20 protein-coding genes are annotated in these 17,596 nt (G+C 71.8%); 13 read left to right on the top strand and 7 right to left on the bottom strand.

Annotation, left to right across the window (positions count from 1 at the left end):
• Window positions 1–554 precede the first annotated feature (554 nt).
• The 3 genes from ABZU52_RS11050 (at window position 555) to ABZU52_RS11040 (ending at window position 3,386) form a co-directional block, all read left to right on the top strand.
• The gene (locus ABZU52_RS11050; RefSeq protein WP_354970885.1) at window positions 555–1,625 is read left to right on the top strand and encodes a hypothetical protein; all 1,071 of its coding nucleotides are present in this window, start codon (window positions 555–557) and stop codon (window positions 1,623–1,625) included.
• A 75-nt stretch (window positions 1,626–1,700) separates the two neighbouring features.
• On the top strand, window positions 1,701–2,675 hold the full coding sequence (locus ABZU52_RS11045; RefSeq protein WP_354970884.1) for a pirin family protein: 975 nt from the start codon (window positions 1,701–1,703) through the stop codon (window positions 2,673–2,675).
• Window positions 2,676–2,717: 42 nt separating this feature from the next.
• Window positions 2,718–3,386: a hypothetical protein gene (locus tag ABZU52_RS11040; RefSeq protein ID WP_354970883.1), complete on the top strand. Its 669-nt coding sequence runs from the start codon at window positions 2,718–2,720 to the stop codon at window positions 3,384–3,386.
• Between the two features lie 266 nt (window positions 3,387–3,652).
• Here ABZU52_RS11040 and ABZU52_RS11035 read toward each other — a convergent pair whose 3' ends face one another.
• Both ABZU52_RS11035 and ABZU52_RS11030 read right to left on the bottom strand, forming a co-directional pair.
• Window positions 3,653–4,321: a DUF1345 domain-containing protein gene (locus tag ABZU52_RS11035; RefSeq protein WP_354970882.1), complete on the bottom strand. Its 669-nt coding sequence runs from the start codon at window positions 4,319–4,321 to the stop codon at window positions 3,653–3,655.
• 42 nt (window positions 4,322–4,363) lie between these two features.
• Entirely contained in the window at window positions 4,364–4,636 is a 273-nt protein-coding gene (locus tag ABZU52_RS11030; RefSeq protein WP_354970881.1) for a DUF2795 domain-containing protein, read from the bottom strand.
• 155 nt (window positions 4,637–4,791) lie between these two features.
• Here ABZU52_RS11030 and ABZU52_RS11025 point away from each other — a divergent pair, with 155 nt between their 5' ends.
• From ABZU52_RS11025 to ABZU52_RS11000, 6 genes are all read left to right on the top strand, one after another.
• Complete coding sequence (locus ABZU52_RS11025; RefSeq protein ID WP_354970880.1) at window positions 4,792–5,202, top strand: DUF2267 domain-containing protein; 411 nt, start codon at window positions 4,792–4,794, stop codon at window positions 5,200–5,202.
• Between the two features lie 217 nt (window positions 5,203–5,419).
• Entirely contained in the window at window positions 5,420–6,442 is a 1,023-nt protein-coding gene (locus ABZU52_RS11020; protein ID WP_354970879.1) for a TerC/Alx family metal homeostasis membrane protein, read from the top strand.
• 75 nt (window positions 6,443–6,517) lie between these two features.
• On the top strand, window positions 6,518–7,117 hold the full coding sequence (locus tag ABZU52_RS11015) for a sulfite oxidase-like oxidoreductase (protein ID WP_354970878.1): 600 nt from the start codon (window positions 6,518–6,520) through the stop codon (window positions 7,115–7,117).
• 7 nt (window positions 7,118–7,124) lie between these two features.
• Entirely contained in the window at window positions 7,125–7,889 is a 765-nt protein-coding gene (locus ABZU52_RS11010) for a ferredoxin reductase (RefSeq protein ID WP_354970910.1), read from the top strand.
• Window positions 7,890–7,914: 25 nt separating this feature from the next.
• Window positions 7,915–8,208: a DUF6510 family protein gene (locus tag ABZU52_RS11005; RefSeq protein ID WP_354970877.1), complete on the top strand. Its 294-nt coding sequence runs from the start codon at window positions 7,915–7,917 to the stop codon at window positions 8,206–8,208.
• 34 nt (window positions 8,209–8,242) lie between these two features.
• Window positions 8,243–8,689 (top strand): hypothetical protein, encoded by a 447-nt coding sequence (locus ABZU52_RS11000; RefSeq protein WP_354970876.1) that lies wholly within the window; start codon window positions 8,243–8,245, stop codon window positions 8,687–8,689.
• Window positions 8,690–8,805: 116 nt separating this feature from the next.
• Here the strand turns inward: ABZU52_RS11000 and ABZU52_RS10995 are convergent, their stop codons facing one another.
• Entirely contained in the window at window positions 8,806–9,213 is a 408-nt protein-coding gene (locus ABZU52_RS10995; protein WP_354970875.1) for a pyridoxamine 5'-phosphate oxidase family protein, read from the bottom strand.
• A gap of 137 nt (window positions 9,214–9,350) precedes the next feature.
• Here ABZU52_RS10995 and ABZU52_RS10990 point away from each other — a divergent pair, with 137 nt between their 5' ends.
• The 3 genes from ABZU52_RS10990 to ABZU52_RS10980 all read left to right on the top strand — a co-directional run bounded on the left by ABZU52_RS10990 (window position 9,351) and on the right by ABZU52_RS10980 (window position 13,511).
• Window positions 9,351–9,878, top strand: a complete 528-nt coding sequence (locus tag ABZU52_RS10990; protein ID WP_354970874.1) for a GNAT family protein — start codon at window positions 9,351–9,353, stop codon at window positions 9,876–9,878.
• Between the two features lie 124 nt (window positions 9,879–10,002).
• Window positions 10,003–12,213: a glycogen debranching N-terminal domain-containing protein gene (locus ABZU52_RS10985; RefSeq protein ID WP_354970873.1), complete on the top strand. Its 2,211-nt coding sequence runs from the start codon at window positions 10,003–10,005 to the stop codon at window positions 12,211–12,213.
• Window positions 12,210–13,511 (top strand): NAD(P)/FAD-dependent oxidoreductase, encoded by a 1,302-nt coding sequence (locus tag ABZU52_RS10980; RefSeq protein ID WP_354970872.1) that lies wholly within the window; start codon window positions 12,210–12,212, stop codon window positions 13,509–13,511. Before ABZU52_RS10985 ends, ABZU52_RS10980 begins: the two co-directional genes overlap by 4 nt.
• A 17-nt stretch (window positions 13,512–13,528) precedes the next feature.
• On the opposite strand, the gene ABZU52_RS10975 is transcribed toward ABZU52_RS10980, so the two are convergent.
• The 3 genes from ABZU52_RS10975 to ABZU52_RS10965 all read right to left on the bottom strand — a co-directional run bounded on the left by ABZU52_RS10975 (window position 13,529) and on the right by ABZU52_RS10965 (window position 16,588).
• A complete protein-coding gene (locus ABZU52_RS10975) occupies window positions 13,529–14,614 on the bottom strand; it encodes an AI-2E family transporter (RefSeq protein WP_354970871.1) in 1,086 nt (361 codons plus the stop codon).
• A 58-nt stretch (window positions 14,615–14,672) separates the two neighbouring features.
• Complete coding sequence (locus ABZU52_RS10970) at window positions 14,673–15,467, bottom strand: fused MFS/spermidine synthase (RefSeq protein WP_354970870.1); 795 nt, start codon at window positions 15,465–15,467, stop codon at window positions 14,673–14,675.
• A gap of 143 nt (window positions 15,468–15,610) precedes the next feature.
• Window positions 15,611–16,588, bottom strand: coding sequence for a DUF2267 domain-containing protein (locus ABZU52_RS10965; protein WP_354970869.1), 978 nt, complete (start codon window positions 16,586–16,588; stop codon window positions 15,611–15,613).
• 200 nt (window positions 16,589–16,788) lie between these two features.
• Here ABZU52_RS10965 and ABZU52_RS10960 point away from each other — a divergent pair, with 200 nt between their 5' ends.
• Window positions 16,789–17,103 carry a hypothetical protein gene (locus ABZU52_RS10960; protein ID WP_354970868.1) on the top strand — a complete coding sequence of 105 codons (315 nt, stop codon included), beginning with the start codon at window positions 16,789–16,791 and terminating at the stop codon, window positions 17,101–17,103.
• 71 nt (window positions 17,104–17,174) lie between these two features.
• Here the strand turns inward: ABZU52_RS10960 and ABZU52_RS10955 are convergent, their stop codons facing one another.
• The gene (locus ABZU52_RS10955) at window positions 17,175–17,510 is read right to left on the bottom strand and encodes an STAS domain-containing protein (protein WP_354970867.1); all 336 of its coding nucleotides are present in this window, start codon (window positions 17,508–17,510) and stop codon (window positions 17,175–17,177) included.
• Window positions 17,511–17,596: the final 86 nt, after the last annotated feature.

Genomic DNA, 17,596 nt, shown 5'->3' with positions numbered 1-17,596 from the left:
GGCCAGCGGCATTCCTGCTGTCGCCGGTCGCCGTTCACCCGTCGCATCCACCCACCGCCGATGGCCGGTAACGCCGTTCACCCGTCGCTGCTCGCTGCTCGCCGTCGTCCGCCGTCTGCCGTCCGCCGTCTGCTGTTCGCCGTCTGCTGTTCGCCGTCTGCTGTTCGCCGTCTGCTGTTCGCCGTCTGCCGTCCGCCGTCCGCCGTCTGCCGTCCGCCGTCTGCTGTTCGCCGTCCGCCGTCCGCTGTTCGCCGTCCGCTGTTCGCCGTCCGTCGGCCGCCGTCCGCTGCTCGTCGCCTGCCGTACGCCGCCGGCGGTCCGCTGCCTGCTGGTTGCGGGGGGCGGGATCTCCCGCTCCAAGGGTCGCGGGGAAGGCGGATGGTGTCGTCGGGTCGGCGGTTGTCCGTAGATCTTGGACAGTTTCCGTTCACACGGAACGGAAACTGTCCAAGATCTAAGTCGGCAACGTAGCGGAGTGACGTGATCGGCGCCGAGTGATCCGATCGGCTGGCGGGTACGTACCCCTGGACGGGGACCGGCGGAGGGACAGAGGCATGGCCGCAGTGGGGTACGGGACCGACCGCGAACCGGATTCAGCGCCGGAACCCTCCGGTGCGGTCGCACCACGACGGTGGTCCACCGGCGCTCGCCTGCTGGTGGCTGCCGCTGCCGTCGTGCTGCTCCTGGGTGCGGCAGCGGTGGCCGTGATCGTTGCCGACCCCGGCCGCCTCGGCATGACCTACTCCAGCCAACCCGACGGCACCGGGCCCGACGGCACCGGGCAAGACGGCACCGGGCAAGACGGCACCGGGCAAGACGGCACCGGGCCGGACGGCAACGAGCCCGACGGCACTGGGCACGACGGCACTCGCCCCGACGGCACCCGGCCCGGTGACGGCGGTCGTCCGGGGGGCGTCGCTGACCCGGACGCGGCTGGGGGTCGCCGCGGTGGTGCGGGCGCTGCCGCGGAGCAACTGTTGACCGCGCCGCTGGCGGGTCTGCGGCAGGGCACCTTCGTGCTCGCGGACGGGTTGTCCTCGTTCGAGCTGAGGGTGGCAGAGCTGGGCGATGACCTGTACCGGATCAGCACCCCGGCCGGCTCGGGGGTGTCCAGCCGACCGGCGGTGCAGGGGGAGACCGTGCGGCTTGACCTCGTGGAGTCCGGGACGCGCGGGCCACGGGATGCGCGGGTGTTGCTCAACGAGCGGGTCGCCTGGCGTCTTCACCTCGTTGGCGGGGTGAGCAGTCAGGTGCTGGACCTGACCCGGGCTCGGCTGCTGGGCGTGGAACTCGCCGGCGGCTCTAGCCGTACCGAGGTTCTCCTGCCACCGATCACCGGCCCCGGCGACCCCACCGGCCCGCGCTCGGACAACCCGGCCAGCCCGCTGACCGTACGACTCACCGGTGGGACCAGTCAGCTCGACGTCCGGGTCCCCGGGGAGACTCCGGTACGGGTTCGGGTGGGAGCCGGCGCTGGTTCGGTGGTGGTACGCGACGCCCGCTGGGATGGGGTGGCCGCGGGTTCGGTGCTGGGTACGCCGGGCTGGGACCGGTCGGCGGAGCGCCTGTACCTGGACCTGGTCGCGGGTGCCAACAGCGTGCTGGTGTCGTCCAGCAATCGATGATGCCGCGCTGACAACCCCGCCCGCCCAGGCGGGAAGCGGCGCGGTCGCGAATGGGCGCGAGCGTACAGTCGGGCGGTGGAGCGTACCGAATCGATGCTGGCGCAGACCCGACCGCCCGGCGTGGTCGACGTTGATCCCGGCAGTGTGTTGTTGCCCGGCCACGACGTGCCGTTGGGTCGGTATACCACGGTGCGGCGGCTGCTTCCGCAGCGCGCCCGCCGGATGGTTGGCGCGTGGTGTTTCGTGGATCATTTCGGCCCGGATGATGTGGCGCAGCGGCCCGGTATGGAGGTGCCGCCGCACCCGCACACCGGGTTGCAGACGGTGACCTGGCTGCTCGACGGGGAGATTCTGCACCGGGACAGCCTCGGCAACGTGCAGCCGATCGTGCCTGGCCAGTTGAACGTGATGACCTCCGGGAACGGCATCGCCCACTCGGAGCGGTCGCCGGCCACCCACCCGCCGGTGATGCACGGCGTTCAGCTCTGGGTGGCGCTGCCGGACCCGGCGCGGGCCGGAGCGGCCGATTTCGCGCACCACGCCGACCTGCCGCGCTGGCGCGACGGCGACCTGGACGTGACCCTGCTGGTCGGCGAGTTCGGCGGGGAGCGGTCACCGGCGGTGGCGCACACCCCGCTGGTGGGGGTGCAGCTGGAGCTGGGCGGCACGGCGCCGGCGACGATGTCGTTGCGGCCCGATTTCGAGTACGCCGTGCTGGCGATGTCCGGGTCGGCGGAGGCGGCCGGGGTCGGGTTCGAGCCGGGGGCGCTGCTGTATCTGGGCTCGGGCCGCCGGGAGCTGACCGTGCGTGGCGGGGCTGGGGCGAAGCTGCTGCTGCTGGGCGGTACGCCGTTCGAGGAGCCGTTGGTGATGTGGTGGAACTTCGTCGGCCGGTCGCACGAGGAGATCGCCGCCGCCCGGGAGGACTGGATGGCCGGCGACGGACGCTTCGGTGTGGTCACCGACGATCCGGCGCCGCCGTTGCCCGCGCCCGCGCTGCCCACGACCCGCCTCAAGGCCCGCGACCGCATCGGCGGCCTGCACGACTGAGCGGCGCGCGTGTGCCCGCCGGGCGCTCGGGTAGTCGCCGGCATGGCGACCAGTTTGATCACTTCGGTGGAGGACCGTAAACGTCTGGCGCGCCGGCTCGCCGGTAGCGGGCGGGGCTTCGCCGAGCAGTTCGGGTTCCGGGTGACCAACAACCCGGCGAGCCTGTTCCAGGTGCTCTGCCTGTCAGTGCTGCTGGCCCGTCGTGGCGACTACCGGCGGGCGTTGGACGGGGCGCGGGCGTTGCGCGACGAGGGGTGGGACAGCGCGGCCCGGTTGGCTCGTTCGCTGCACGAGGACCGGGTACGGGTCCTGCGCGCCAGCGGCCGGCGTGGTGACGTGGACGCGCTCGCCACCGTGCTGGGTGACCTGGCCCGGGCGGTGCTCGAGCGGTACCGGGGTGATCTGCGCCGGTTGCGGGCGCTGGCGCACCACGACCCGGTCCGGGAGCGGGCGCTCCTCGCCGAGCTTCCGGGCGTGGACGATCAGGTCGTCGACCTGTTTCTCCGCGAGGCGCAGGCGTTGTGGCGGGAGGTGGCCCCGGTCGCCGACCGGCGGGCGTTGGCTGCCGCGCGTCGGCTCGGGCTGGGCAGGTCGGCGGACGACCTTGCCGGCCTCGCCACCGGCGAGTCGGAGCAGCTGGCCTGGCTGGTGGGGGCGTTGGCCCGGGTCGACCTGGAGCATCGGTACGCGGAGGTGACCGGTCGACCGTGACGTGCCCTGGCCCACACTTCCCCAAATTCTGACCAAACGGAGGATGTTCTGCCGTATGGTTGGACCCGGCAGTGCTGGCCGCTCGGTTCGGGCAGGCCTCCACCGCCTGGTGACCGCGACCGGTTCGGATGCGGTTCACCGCCTGGGCAGGCTTGCGTGGCGCCCTGGGTCACGGTTCGTGACCAGGGGCGCCCGCCTGTCCCGGCCCTTCGATCGGCCCCACCCCGTGCAGCGCTCCGGGGGCGGTGTGCCGGGCCCGCCAGGCCTCACTTGGCCAGACCGGCCAGCAGGTTCACCGTCACGGCGATGATGAACGCGCCGAACAGATACGACACCAGCGAGTGCCGCAGCACCGTACGACGCATCTCGTTGCTCGTCAGGTTGGTGTCGGAGACCTGGAACGTCGTCCCGATGGTGAACGCGACGTACGCGAAGTCGGAGTAGCGCGGCGGTTCGGGCTGGTTGAAGTGCACCCCGCCGTCCGGGCCGGTGTAGTAGATCCGGGCGTACCGGGCAGTGAACACGGTGTGCACCACGAACCAGGAGAGCACCACGCTCAGCACGCCCAGGGCGCCGTGCAGGTCCCGGGCCCTCCCGGGGGGAGCGCTCTGCGCGCTGGCCACGACCAGACTCACGGCCAGCAGGCTGGCCAGGCAGGCGACGAGCAGCAGGGCGTCCCGGATCGCCCGGTTCGGGTCCTCGTGCACGGCCAGTTGGGCGGTCCGCTCGGCGTCCATCGGCCAGAGTTTGTGCCAGACCAGCACCAGCCAGCTCAGCGCCCCCACGTCCCAACCGGTCAGCGCGGCGAGCGGCAGTGGCAGCAGCAGCGCGAAGACGCAGCCGGCGATGACGCCGACCACCGCCACCACGGCGATCTGCACCGCGGCCGGGAAGCGCACATCCGCTGGCCGGGACGGGCCGCCGGTATAGGTCATCGGCGGCGATCCTGTCGCCGGGCTGTGGGCGTCACCGCTGGGTCAGATGCCGCGCAGGTGCTGCGAGACGCGGTTGTGCTTCTTGTCCCGGGCCTGCTCGGCCCGCTGGGCGGGTCCCACCTCGGGTGCCGCCTCGATCCCGGCGGAGCGGGCCACCTCGGTCCCGTTGGCGTAGTCGACCGGCGGCAGGGCGCGCAGCGCCTTGAGCACGTCCGGCGGGGCACCCTCCCGTTCGGCCTCGCGGACCACGTCGTTCTTCTCGGCCGGGTAGTCCAGGCTCGACAGGTAGTGCAGGACGTCGGCGTAGCTCGCCATGGCGTGGGCTCCCTCGGGCATCGTTGTGGTGACGACCGGCGGCGGTTACCCGCCCGCCGGCCGGTCACGCCCGTGCGGGGAAGGAAACCCGGCGCTGTTTCTCCCGCTCCGCGGCGGGTACCCGCAGACGCCGAGGCGAGCCAAGGGAGTACGCGATGACCTACGACACCTTCATCGACCAGGTTTCCCAGCGCACCACCACGTCGTCCGAGCGGGCGGTCGAGTTGACCCGGGCCGTGTTGGAGACGTTCGCGGAGCGGTTGACCGGCGGCGAGGTTCTGGACCTGGCCGCCCAGTTGCCCCAACCGCTGCAACTGGTGCTGAAACCGAGCCCGAGCACCGAGCAGGCGGACCGGTTCGGCGCGGCGGAGTTCGTCGCCCGGGTCGCGTTGCGCGCCGGTGTGCGGGAGGCCGCCGCCCGGGACGCCAGTCGGGCGGTCTTCACCACCCTGCGCGAGGCGATCACCGGTGGGGAGTTCGATGACGTGGCGACTCAACTGCCGCGTGACTATCGGGGCCTGATCGAGCAGGCGATGGCCCCGGGAGCGACGCTGCGCCGCGGCTGACAGGGCTCGTTCCGGGCACACACAGCGGTTTACCGGGGCAACCATCGGTGTCCCGCTTGGCGTGACGATTCAGCCTGGCCTAACCTTGTCGTGCGAGGGGAGTACTTCCCACGAACCATTCCGGTCAGTACGGCGCGCCCGGCGCGCCTCGGGTGGTTGCCCATCAGGTGGTGGGTGAAGGAGACCTCGAACATGACGGTGTTCGAGGAGACCCCACATGAGCCAAGTGTCGTATCTGTCCGCTGCCAGTGACCTGTCGTCGGTGGGCACTCCCACGCTGTGGGCGGTCACCATCATCGGGGTCGTCCTGCTGCTGGTACTGGATTTCCTGGTCACCCGTCGCCCGCACGAGGTGTCCATGCGGGAGGCGATCGGCTGGTCGGCGTTCTACATCGCGCTGCCGCTGGCGTTCGGCGCCTGGATCTGGTCCCGCTTCGGCTCCCAGCAGGGCGTCGAGTACCTGACCGGTTACCTGGTGGAGAAGTCGCTCTCGGTCGACAACCTCTTCGTCTTCATGCTGCTGTTGGCCGCGTTCGCGGTGCCGGCGGTGCTCGCCCAGCGGGTGCTGCTCTACGGCATCGCCGGCGCGTTGGTGCTGCGGGCGGTCTTCATCGCCCTCGGCGCGGCGGCGTTGCAGACCCTCGACTTCGCCTTCCTGCTCTTCGCGATCATCCTCATCGCCACCGCGGTGAAGCTGCTGCGCGATGCCATGTCCGGGCATCAGCAGGAAGTCGACATCAACAAGATGCGGTCGGTGAAGCTGCTGCGCAAGGTCATGCCGGTGGTGGACGACTACCACGGCACCAAGATGACCGTCCGGCAGGGCGCGAAGCGGGCGCTCACTCCGTTCGCCCTGGTGGTGGTCGCGGTGCTGGCCACCGACGTCGTCTTCGCGGTCGACTCGGTGCCCGCGGTCTACGGCATCACCGAGGACCCGTACCTGGTCTTCGCCACCAACGCGTTCGCCCTGCTCGGGCTGCGGGCGCTCTACTTCGTCCTGCACGCGGCGCTGAGCCGGCTGGTGCACCTCAGCTACGGCCTGGCCATCATCCTGGCGTTCATCGGCCTCAAGCTGGGTCTGCACTGGGCGCACGGCATCTGGGACAGCGTGCCGCAGATCCCGACCCTGGCCTCGCTCGGCGTGATCATCGGTGTGCTGGTGGTGGTAACCCTGACCAGCCTGCGCGCCACCCGGGGCGGCACGCCCGAGCAGCGCGAGGTCGTCACCGAGCGGCACTGACCGCGCCGCGCCGGGTCGACGAGGGGGTACGCGGAAAGCTCCCGCCCCGGCCGGCGCGGGTGGTACGACTGTGCAATGGGAATCGTGTCACCGGGCTTTCAGGGTCGGCCCCGGACGCAGGAGCCGGCCCTGCCACCCGGTCAGTATCTGACCGAGGACTTTCCGGTGCTCTCGGCCGGACCGACGCCCCGGGTGTCCCTGGACACCTGGGAGTTCGTCATCTCCGCCGAGAACGGCACCGAGTACCGGTGGTCGTGGCAGGAGCTGATGGCCCTGCCACAGGAGACGCCGATGGTGGACATCCACTGCGTCACCCGCTGGTCCAAGCTCGGCACCACCTGGCAGGGCGTCTCCCTGGACACCCTGCTCGACGGCGTGGACACCGGCGCGCACTTCGCGCTCGCCCACTCGTACGGCGGGTACACCACCAACCTGCCGCTGGACGACCTGCGCGGCGGCCGGGCCTGGGTGGCGCACACCTTCGACGGCGCCCCGCTGCCGGCCGAGCACGGCGGCCCGGCGCGGCTGCTGGTGCCGCACCTGTACTTCTGGAAGTCCGCCAAGTGGGTGCGCGGCATCCGGCTCAAGACGATGGACGAGCCGGGTTTCTGGGAGACCGCCGGTTACCACGACTACGGCGACCCGTGGCGCGAGCAGCGGTACCAGGGTGACTGAGCGGGCCGTGGCGACGGGCACCCCGGCCCGCGCGCCCATCAAGTGGCAGATTGCCCGGCTGGTGGAGCGCCGGGTGGAGACGGCGACGGCGGAGACGCTGGTCCTGGAGGTGCCCGACTGGCCGGGGCACCTGCCCGGTCAGCACGTCGACGTGCGGTTGACCGCCCCGGACGGCTACCAGGCCGCCCGGTCGTACTCGATCGCCGGGCCGGCCGTGGACGGCCCCGGTGGCCCGCGGATCGAGGTGACCGTCCAGCGGGTTCCCGACGGCGAGGTGTCGCCGTACCTCATCGATGTTTTCGCCCCCGGCGACCCGGTGGAGGTCCGCGGACCGCTCGGTGGTTGGTTCATCTGGCGGCCCGAGGAGACCGCGCCGGTGCAGCTCGTCGCCGGTGGCTCCGGCGTCGTGCCGCTGATGGCGATGATCCGAGCCCGGCGTGCGGTGGGAAGCAAGGCCCCGTTCCGGTTGATCTACTCGGTGCGCACCCCGGGTGATGTGATCTACGCCGACGAGCTGCGCCGCCGGGTCCGCGACGACTTCGGGCTGGACGTCGCGTACGTCTACACCCGTGAAGCGCCCGAGGGCTGGCGCGGTGAGCCGCACCGGATCGGGCTGGCCGACGTCAACACGCACGGGTGGCCACCGGACCTGGAACCGCTCACCTACGTCTGTGGCCCGACCGCGTTCGTGGAGACCGTGGCCGACCTGCTGGTGGGCCTGGGGCACCCGTCACGTCGGGTCAAGACCGAACGCTTCGGCCCCACCGGCTGACGCACGCCTCGTCGAGGAGGATCACATGACCGAGATGTCGTACCTGGACGGCAACATGCTCGACGGCCCGATGCGTGAGCTGTTCACCGTCGACCTGAGCAGCGCGATGGGCCGCTGCGAGAACTGCGGGACGACCGGCTCGATGGCCAGCCTGCACGTCTACTCGTACGCCCCGGGCCTGGTCGCCCGCTGCCCGTCCTGCGAGGAGGTGATGCTGCGCCTGGTGCGCGGGCCGGATCGGGCCTGGCTGGACATGCGCGGCACCACCTTCCTCCAGGTGCCGATGCCGATGGCGCAGACGTTCCCCGGCCCGCTCTGACGGACCGGTCGCCCGGCTGAGGCACGATGGCCGGATGAGCACCGGTCGATGGCGTGCTGTGCCGCTCGCGGTCCGGTGCGTGGTGGCTGTCGCTGTGCTGGTCTTCGCCTACGGCACCGGCGTGCACGTGGTTCAGCTGCTCCTGCCCCAGTTCGGGCCGCAGCTCGCCCTGCCGGGGTGGTTGACGGTCTACTTCGCGTCCCTGACGCTGTGGGATCCGTTGGCGGCGGTGCTGCTGGCCGCTCGCCGGGTGGAAGGACTCGTGCTGGGCTGCGTGGTGCTGGCGACGGACGCGGCGGCGAACGGATACGCCACCTACGTGTTGGACCCGGCGTCCGGTGTCACCCCGGGCCGGATCGGGCAGGCCGTCATCACCGCCCTCGCTGTCGGGTTCGTGGCGTTCACCCCGTGGTTGGCGCCGTGGTTCATCGGCTCGGGCGGTCGAAGCGGCACGACCGCTCAGACACCGAGGAGATCGTAGGCCTGGGCGAGGCCGTCGGCCCAGGGCGAACCGTAGTCACGTTCCCACGCGCGGCGCAGACGGTCGCGGGTCGCGGCTCGGTGTAACCAGTCGCCGCCGATTTTCGCATCGACGGCTCACTGGGCGGTGCCCGCGAGCAGCCACCGTCGAACGGGGATCTCCAGCAGCGTCCGCTCGCCGTCCGGGCCGATCCGCCGGCCGACGTCCCAGCCGTCGTACTTGCGGACGAACGCCTCGACGACCGGGCCGGGGAAAGCGTTTCGGTGCACGTGGGCAGCGCCCTCCGCCACCACTGGCGCATTGCCGCTCTCCAGGGCCAGGGACACCCGTGGGTCGGCCATGACGTTGCGGGCCTTGACGCTGCGGCTCCCGCAACCGACCCAGAACGTCGCCGAGAGGTAGACGAACCAGACCGGCGTCAGGTGCGGGGACCCGTCGCGGCGCACTGTGCACAGCCAGACGTTCAGCTCCCGCGACAGTCGCTTCTCGACGTCGGCCGGGGGGATCGAGGGGGTTCGGCTCACCGGGCCAGTGGATCACAACGCCGCACGTTCCGACGACCGTCTTTCACCTGACGCGCGAGATCGTCGAAGATGGAGGCACACGCTCAGGCGCCGCCTGGTTGGACAACGGCGGCACCGGTCGGTCAGAGTGATCCGCCGTGAGATACCTGCGTACCGGTGGCCCCGCCGCGATCCGGCGGCCCCGGTCCACCGACTCCGACGAGTTCGTCGCCGCCGCGCGGCGCAGTCGGGACCTGCACCACCCGTGGTTGGCCGCGCCGGCCAACCCGGAGGAGTACGAGCTCTATCTGCGCCGGATCCGTCGGCGCGACAGCGCCGGCTACCTGATCTGCGACCGGGCCAGCGGCGAGATCGCCGGCTACGTGAACATCAGCGGGATCGTGCTCGGTGCGCTGCGTGGTGGCTACCTCGGGTACGCGGCGTTCCTGCCGTACAGCGGCACCGGGCACGCATCGGCGGGCGTCGCCCTGGTGATCGACCACGCGTTCACCTCGGTCGGCTTGCATCGGCTGGAGGCCAACATCCAGCCGGGCAACGAGCCGTCCCGGCGGGTGGCCCGCAAGCTCGGTTTCCGGTTGGAGGGCTTCTCCCCGGACTACCTGTTCATCGACGGCGCCTGGCGCGACCACGAACGGTGGGCGGTCACCGCGCCAACCCGCGCCTGACCGTCAGCCCGGCCGACGCCCGAGCGTCACTGCCGGAGCGGGTCGGTCTTCGGCGACGCGAGCAGCCACCTTTCACCCGGAGCGGGTGATGACGCTCCGTACCCTGCTTCCTACGGTGGGTGTCATGACTACCGTTCGCGCGACCCCTGCCCACCCCATCCCCGGCCTGTCCGCCGCGGATACGCAGAGCGCCGACCAGCGGGCCATCCCGCCCGAGTTGGGCCCCAACTCCCTCGCGGTGCTCAGCGGGCCCACGTTCATGTACTCGAACGCGTGCGGGGATGTGCCGACGGGCAGTATCGGTGGGCTCGTCCACCTGGACACCCGCCTGATCAGCGGCTGGAGCCTGACCATCAACGGTAGTGCGCTGCTGGTGCTGCGCGCCAAGACCATCGAGCACTATTCGGCGCAGTACGTGCTCACCAACCCGGAACTGCCCGGGCTGCCGCCGAACACCCTGGGCCTGCGGCGCCTGCGCTACGTCGGCGACGGGTTTCACGAACGCGTGGAACTGGTCTCCTACCGACTGGAGCCGATCCGGGTGGAGCTGCGGCTGGCCGTCGCCGCCGACTTCGCCGACCTGTTCGAGGTCAAGTCGAGGGTCCGGGACCGCTCCGCCGAGATCAGCCGGGACCACGCCGCCGACGGGTCCGAGCTGTGCTTCTCCTACCAGCGCGGTGACTTTTCCGCGCAGACCCGGGTGTGCTGCGCGAAGCCGGCCGACCGCATCGAGGGTGACGACCTGGTCTGGGAGCTGGAGCTGGGCCCTCGCGAGGAGTGGCACGTCGACCTGGACGTGCCACTGCCGTCCGGGATGGGGGTGGTCGAGCCGGTCCGGGGCGACATCGCCGACGTCATCCACGGCCGGGCCGACGACCCGCTGCGCCGGTGGGTTGAGGACCGGGCGGTGCTGCGCAGTGACAACGCGGCGTTGGAGCGCACCGCGCGGCAGTCCCGCAACGACCTGGCGGCACTGCGGCTCGACCTGGAGGTCAAGGGCCAGCGGATCATGCTGCCCGGTGCCGGACTGCCCTGGTTCCTCGCCGTCTTCGGCCGGGACACCCTGATCACCGCGTATCAGACGCTGGTCGCCGGGCCCGCGCTGGCGAAGGGGGCCTTGCTCGCCCTGGCCCGGCTTCAGGGCGACACGTGCGACGACTTCACCGACGAAGAGCCCGGTAAGATCCTGCACGAGGTGCGCAGCGGCGAGTTGACCCGCAGTGGCGAGAAACCGTTCGGGCCGTACTACGGCAGCGCCGACGCCACCCAACTCTGGCTGATCCTGCTCTCCGAGTACTGGCGCTGGACCGGCGACGACGAAACCGTCCGGCACCTGCGGGACAACGCGATGGCCGCGTTGCGCTGGATCGACGAGTACGGCGACCGGGACGGCGACGGCTACGTCGAGTACGCGACCCGCTCGCCCGAAGGGCTGGGCAACCAGTGCTGGCGGGACTCCCCGGACGGCGTCTGCTTCGCCGACGGCAGGATGCCCGTGCTCCCGCTGGCCACCTGCGACCTGCAGGGCTACACCTACGACGCCAAGCTGCGGCTGGCCGAGTTGTTCGACGGGCCGTTGGACAACCGCACGTTGGCGCGCCGGCTGCGCGACGAGGCCAACACCCTGTACGAGCGGTTCAACCACGACTTCTGGATCGAGGAACGGGGCGGCTACTACGCGGTCGCCCTCGACGGCGACAAGAACCGCGTCGATTCCAAGACCTCGAACATGGGTCACCTGCTGTGGAGCGGAATCGTCCCGCCGGAGCGGGCCGACGCGGTGGTGCGACAACTCATGTCGCCGGACATGTTCTCCGGTTGGGGCATCCGCACGCTGTCCCGGGAGGAGCGGCTCTACAACGCGCTCGGCTACCACCTCGGCACGGTCTGGCCGCACGACAACTCGATCGCCGCGTTGGGCCTGGCCCGGTACGGCTACCGGGCCGAGTCCAACCAGATCAGTCTGGCGATGATCGAGGCGGCCGACCAGTTCGGTTACCGGTTGCCGGAGGCGCTCAGCGGTTTCGACCGGGAACGGCTGCTCTTCGCCGTGCCGTTCCCGACCGCGTGCAGCCCGCAGGCGTGGGCGGCCGGCACGCCGCTGGCCCTGATCCGCGCCATGCTCGGCGTCAACCCGGTCGACGGCCGGTTGGTCCTCGATCCGGACGTCCCGCAGGAGCTGGGCCGGATCACCGCCGAGCGGGTGCGGGCGTTCGGCCAACAGTGGGAGTTGGAAGCGACCGGGCGCAGCGGCCACGTCCGGCTTAGCCAAGGTGAGGGCGGGTCGCGCGTCGGACGTTTGTCGCGGGCTCCGACGGGAAACGGCCCGCAATGACGAAACCTCGTGTGGTGATCGTGGGGGCCGGGTTCGCCGGTTACCACGCGGCGAAGACGTTGAGCCGGATCGCCCGGGACCGGGCCGAGATCGTGGTGCTGAACTCCACCGACTACTTCCTGTATCTCCCGCTGCTGCCCGAGGTGGCGGCCGGGGTGATCGAGCCCGGACGGATCGCCGTGCCGCTGACCGGGACGCTCAAGGGCGTACGGGTGGTGATCGGCGAGGCGGACCACGTCGACCTGCAGAACCGCTGGGTCGGTTTCACCCAGGCCGAGGGGGAGAAGAACCGGCTGGCGTACGACCGGTTGGTGCTCGCCGTGGGTAGCGTCAACAAGTTGCTGCCCATTCCGGGGGTGACCGAGTACGCGCACGGCTTCCGCGGCCTGCCCGAGGCCGTCTACCTGCACGATCACATCGTCCGGCAGATCGAGCTGGCCGAGCAGGCCGAGGACCCGGCCGAGCAACAGGCCCGGGCCACGTTCGTGGTGGTCGGGGCGGGCTACACCGGCACCGAGGTCGCGGCACACGGGCAGCTGTTCACCGACGCGCTGCACGCCCAGCGGCCCCGGCTCACCGTCCGGCCCCGCTGGATGCTGCTCGACGTGGCGCCCCGGGTGCTGCCCGAGTTGGACAAGCGGATGTCGGACACCTCGCACAAGGTGCTCAACCGGCGTGGGGTGGACGTGCGGATGGGAACCTCGGTGGCCGAGGCGACGTGCGACGGGGTGAAGCTCTCCGACGGGGAGTACGTGCCGACCTGCACCCTGGTGTGGTGTGTGGGGGTGCGCCCCGACCCGTTCGTCAACGAGTTGGGCCTGCGCACCGACCGGGGCCGGCTGGTCACCGACGAGTTCCTCAACGTCCCCGGCTACCCGGAGGTGTACGCGTGCGGCGACGCCGCCGCCGTGCCCGACCTGGTCAACCCGGGCAAGGTCTGCGGAATGACGGCCCAGCACGCGCAGCGGCAGGGCAAGCGCGCGGCGCACAACATCGCCGCGTCGTACGGTTTCGGCCGGCGGAAGCCGTACAAGCACCACGACCTGGGCTGGGTCGTCGACCTGGGTGGCAAGGACGCGGCGGCGAACCCGTTGCAGGTCAACCTGGCCGGGTTGCCGGCCAAGGCGGTCACCCGGGCGTACCACCTGATGGCGATGCCGGGGAACCGTACGCGGGTCAGCGCCGACTGGGCGTTGGACGCCGCGTTGACCCGGTCTGCGGTCCAGTTGGGGTTGGTGCCGGCCAACGCGGTGCCGTTGGAGAGCACCACGCCCGAGGTCGCGAGCCGATCCCGCTGAGAGGGGCACCGCGCCGGTCAGTCGGCGGACCCGCCCGCCCGCGCGGCCGGGTCGGCCGGCGGGGCGGGCCGGAGCCGGCGCGGGCCGTACTCGCGCAGCAGGGTCTGGATGATGCCGGCGGCGGGGATGGCCAGCAGCGCGCCGAGCAGGCCGGCCAGCTCCGCCGCGAGCAGCACGCTGACCAGCACCGTCAACGGGTTCAGCCGGACCACCCGGGACAGGATGAGCGGCTGGAGCAGGTGGTTCTCCAACTGCTGGTAGACCACGAAGAAGACAAGCACCACCACGCCGGCGGTGGGGGAGTGCAGGAAACCCGCCCCGGCCGCGATCACCGCGCCGAGGGTCGCCCCGACCAGCGGTAGCAGGTCGGCGACCGCCACCAGAAGGGCGATCACGGCCGCGAAGGGCACTCCGGTGAGGAGCAGCACCGCGTAGGTCAACAACCCGCAGATCACGCTGATCAGCAGGTTTCCGGTGAGATAACCGGTGACGGTCCGCGACACCTCCCGGCCCACCCGACGCAGCCGCTCGCCCTGACCGTCCCCGGCCGCCGCGAGCACGCCGCGGGTGATCCGCGGCGCCTCCAACACCATGAGGTACGCGAGCACGATGACCGTGAGCAGCCCGGCAACCGTCTCGACGACTCCGCGCAGCACGCCGACTGCGGGTTGGCGCAGCCGATTGCCGAAGTCGCGCAGCTGGTCGGAGTGCTCGCTGACGTAGCGTCGCGCCCCGGTGCGTTCCAGCACCTGCCCCACCGGGCCCTGCCCGTCGCGGGCGTCCCGCAGCAGCTCGGGCGCCCGGTCGGCGAACCGACTCAACTCCCCGAACAACGGCACCAGGATGAGCGCGGCCAGGGCCGCCAGCAGCACGAACGCGGAGAGGAAGACCAGCAGCGTGGCCAACGCCCGACGTCGGACGAAGCGGCGTTGCACCCGGTCGACGAGGGGTTTGAGCGCGACGGCGAAGAACGCGGCGACCACCGCCCAGGCCAGCACCCGCCGGGTCGCGTACACGAAGCCCAGCGCGAGCGCGGTCGCCAGCACCAGACCGATCACGATCAGGGTGCGGCGGCCGGTGTCCCGATCGTCGGCGTTGCTCATCCGGCGGGCCTTCCCCGCGCGCGCCGTCGGAAACCCGGCAATGCGGGCGCAACGACGATCAGTGGCGGGACTCGTCGTCCGCGTCGGTGACCGGGTGGGCGCCGGCGACGAACGTGTCCAGCGCGGCGGCGTGCAGGAGGCCGCCGGGCACCGGGTCGCGCAGGGCGGCCACCGCCAGCCGGGCCACCGGCAGCCCGCCGGGACGGGAGGTCGCGGCCAGCACCAGGTTGCCGTACCGCCGGCCGCGCAACATCCGCCGGTCACCGACCACGCACACGTCGGCGAAGACCGCCCGCAACGTGGCCACCTGCACCCGGGTGCCGACCAGTGGCGGCAGGTCGGTGACGTTGACCAGGTACAACCCGTCGGGGCGCAGGGCGCGGGCCACCTCGGCGACGAACTCGACGGTGCGCACGTGCCGGGGCATCCGGGCCGCCCGGTAGATGTCGGCGATCACCAGGTCGTACCGGTCGTCCGGGGTGCCGGTCAGGGCGTCCCGGGCGTCGGCGACCTCCACCCGAACCATCGACGGCAGTGGCGGCAACTCCCGTGCCACCAGCTCGACCACCGCCGGGTCCCGCTCGACGACCCGTTGCGGGGAGCCGGGCCGGGTGGCAGCCAACCAGCGGGGCAGCGTCAGCGCGCCGCCGCCCAGGTGCAGGACGCTCAGCGGCGCGCCGGCCGGGGCCGCCACGTCCACCGCCGAGGCGATCCGCCGGACGTACTCGAAATGCAGGTGGCGCGGATCCTCGACATCCACGTACGACTGCTCGACCCCGGCGGACAGCAGTGTCCGCCCGGTCCGGCGGACCGGGTCGGCGACCAGTTCCAGCCGGTCGGCGGCGCGGTTCATGTCCGGCACGCTAGCCGAGTCCACGGCCCATCCGGCCGGCGGACCGGCACTGCCCATCCGGCCGGCGGACCGGCACGGCCCATCCGGCCGGCGGACCGGGGTCGCGCCCCGGCCCGTCGGCCCGCCGATGTCGCGGTGGCCGGTCAGCCGCTGGCCATCCCGGCGCCCACCTCATCGATCGCGGCGTCGATCCGGTGTGCGAGGTCCACGTCGAGCGCGGTCACCCCGTCGGCCTGGGTGGTCCGCACTGTCAACACGGCGGCCGTGTCGCCCGGACGCCCGATGCTCGGGCCGCGGCCGTTGTCCTGGCGCAGCCGGTCGAGCCGGGCGAGCACCCGGTCCAGGCTGTCCGGCGGCAGCGCTACCACCCGGTAGAGGCCCTGGGCGTCGCCGGCCCAGTAGGGCAGGTCGTCCAACGCCGCGCTGATCTCGTCAGCGTCCAGGGTGGGTGTGGTGGTGGACGCGCCCACCAGGCCGCCGCCGACCTCCGGTGGGTTCAGCAGCTCGCGCAACCCGTCGGGTACGTGCAACGACTCGACCAGGTCGCTGTCCTGCTCGGCGAGCGCGGCGATCGTCGCCTCCGCCTGGTACCGGGCCTGCTCCGGGGTGTTGCCGCTGATCCGGCCCACCTCGGCCAGGAAGCCGGGCAGGTCCCGATGCCGCCTGATGCCGTCGACCGGCAGCACGTCGTGCAGCGACGACGGCACCGCGGCGAGCAGCCGCCGCCGTTCGGCGGCCTCCAGGGCGAACGCGAGGACGAGCACTGTCGCCTCGGTGCCCACCTTCGCCGTCTTGAAGTCGACCCCGGCGCGACGCCGGACCTCGTCGACCAGGTCGTGGTAACCCATGCTGCTCACCCCGGCCGCACCGCTCGGCGGGGACGGCTGGGGCCGCGGATTGTCGGCGTTGCCGACCGGCGGCGGTGCCGGCCCGCCGCGGGTGGTGTCCGGTTTGTGTAGTCCGGCCGGCGGTGGGCCGGCCCGCTTGCCCTGCTCAAGGCTGGTGAGCTGCTTGGAGGCGCTCAGGCTGGCGCCGAATTCGCTGGGCTGGCGATTCTGCTCGCGGGCCTGCCGGGCCAGCGCCCGGCGCCGCTGGTTGTCGCCCTCCATCTGCTTGCGCATGGTGGCACCCCTTCCGCTGGGGATCGTGCCTGCGCCGGTCGCCTTCCCGCCGTCCCGGAGAACGAAACAGCGGCCGCCGGCCGGGTCGGCCCGGCCTCCGCCACGCTTCATCCGGCGCGGGTGAGGGGTGCTCACCCGCACCGCCCGCACGATCGGTTCAGGACCGGAGTTCTTCCGAGGTACGCGGAAGGAAGGTCGTCATGAAGGAAGTTGTCGAGATCGTCCCCGCCCGACCCGGTTGGTACGCGCGCTGGCAGCTCACACCCGACCTCACCAGGTGTTACCCGGTGAGCCTGTGGGCGCTGCTGGAGGAGGCCGACGGAACGGGCCGCGAGGTGATCGGCATGGACTGCATCGGTCAGTGGCCCGGTGCAGACGACAACGAGGCGGGTGGGCAGTTCGTCCGCTACCTGTACCAGACGCCCGATTCGGGGAAGCCCGCGGACATCGACTCGACCTCGACCGGCGAGCTGCGCGAGAGCGGACCCCGGCTCCAGCCGATGACGGCACCCTAGACATTCCTCCGGCCCCCGACCCCAGGTCCCAGGGTCGGGGGCCATCCCCGTTTCCGGGGGTGGCCCGGAGATCAGCCGATGGCGCGCACGTCGTCGGAGTACGCCATGGCCAGCAACTCGCTCAGGCCGGTGCGGTCCAGCATCCGCTGCAGCTGCGGGCTGACCCCGGTCAGCCGGACCGCCCCGGCGGCGCGGTGCACCACCAGCAACGCGCTGAGCCCGGAGGAATCGCAGAGGGTCACCCCGGTGAGGTCGACCAGCACCGGGGCGCTGCCGTCGCCGGGCAGGTCGGCCGCCGCGGCGATCAGCTCGGGCGCGGTGTCGTAGTCGAGCTCGCCGGTCAGCCGGAGTCGGACCTGCCCGGCGGTGAGCCGGGTTGTCTCGATGGTCAACAGCTGGTCGGGCATCCCACCATTTTCCTTGTCGAGCGACAGAACGCAAAGCGGGGGCGGTGACGCGCACCCCGCGTGACGCTCGTCCGCGCCCCCGCCGT

Source organism: Micromonospora sp. NPDC005220, from assembly GCF_040607895.1.
Taxonomy (GTDB): Bacteria; Actinomycetota; Actinomycetes; order Mycobacteriales; family Micromonosporaceae; genus Micromonospora.
Note: the sequence above shows the minus strand (reverse complement) of the source record. Positions and strands in the feature narration are given on the sequence as shown.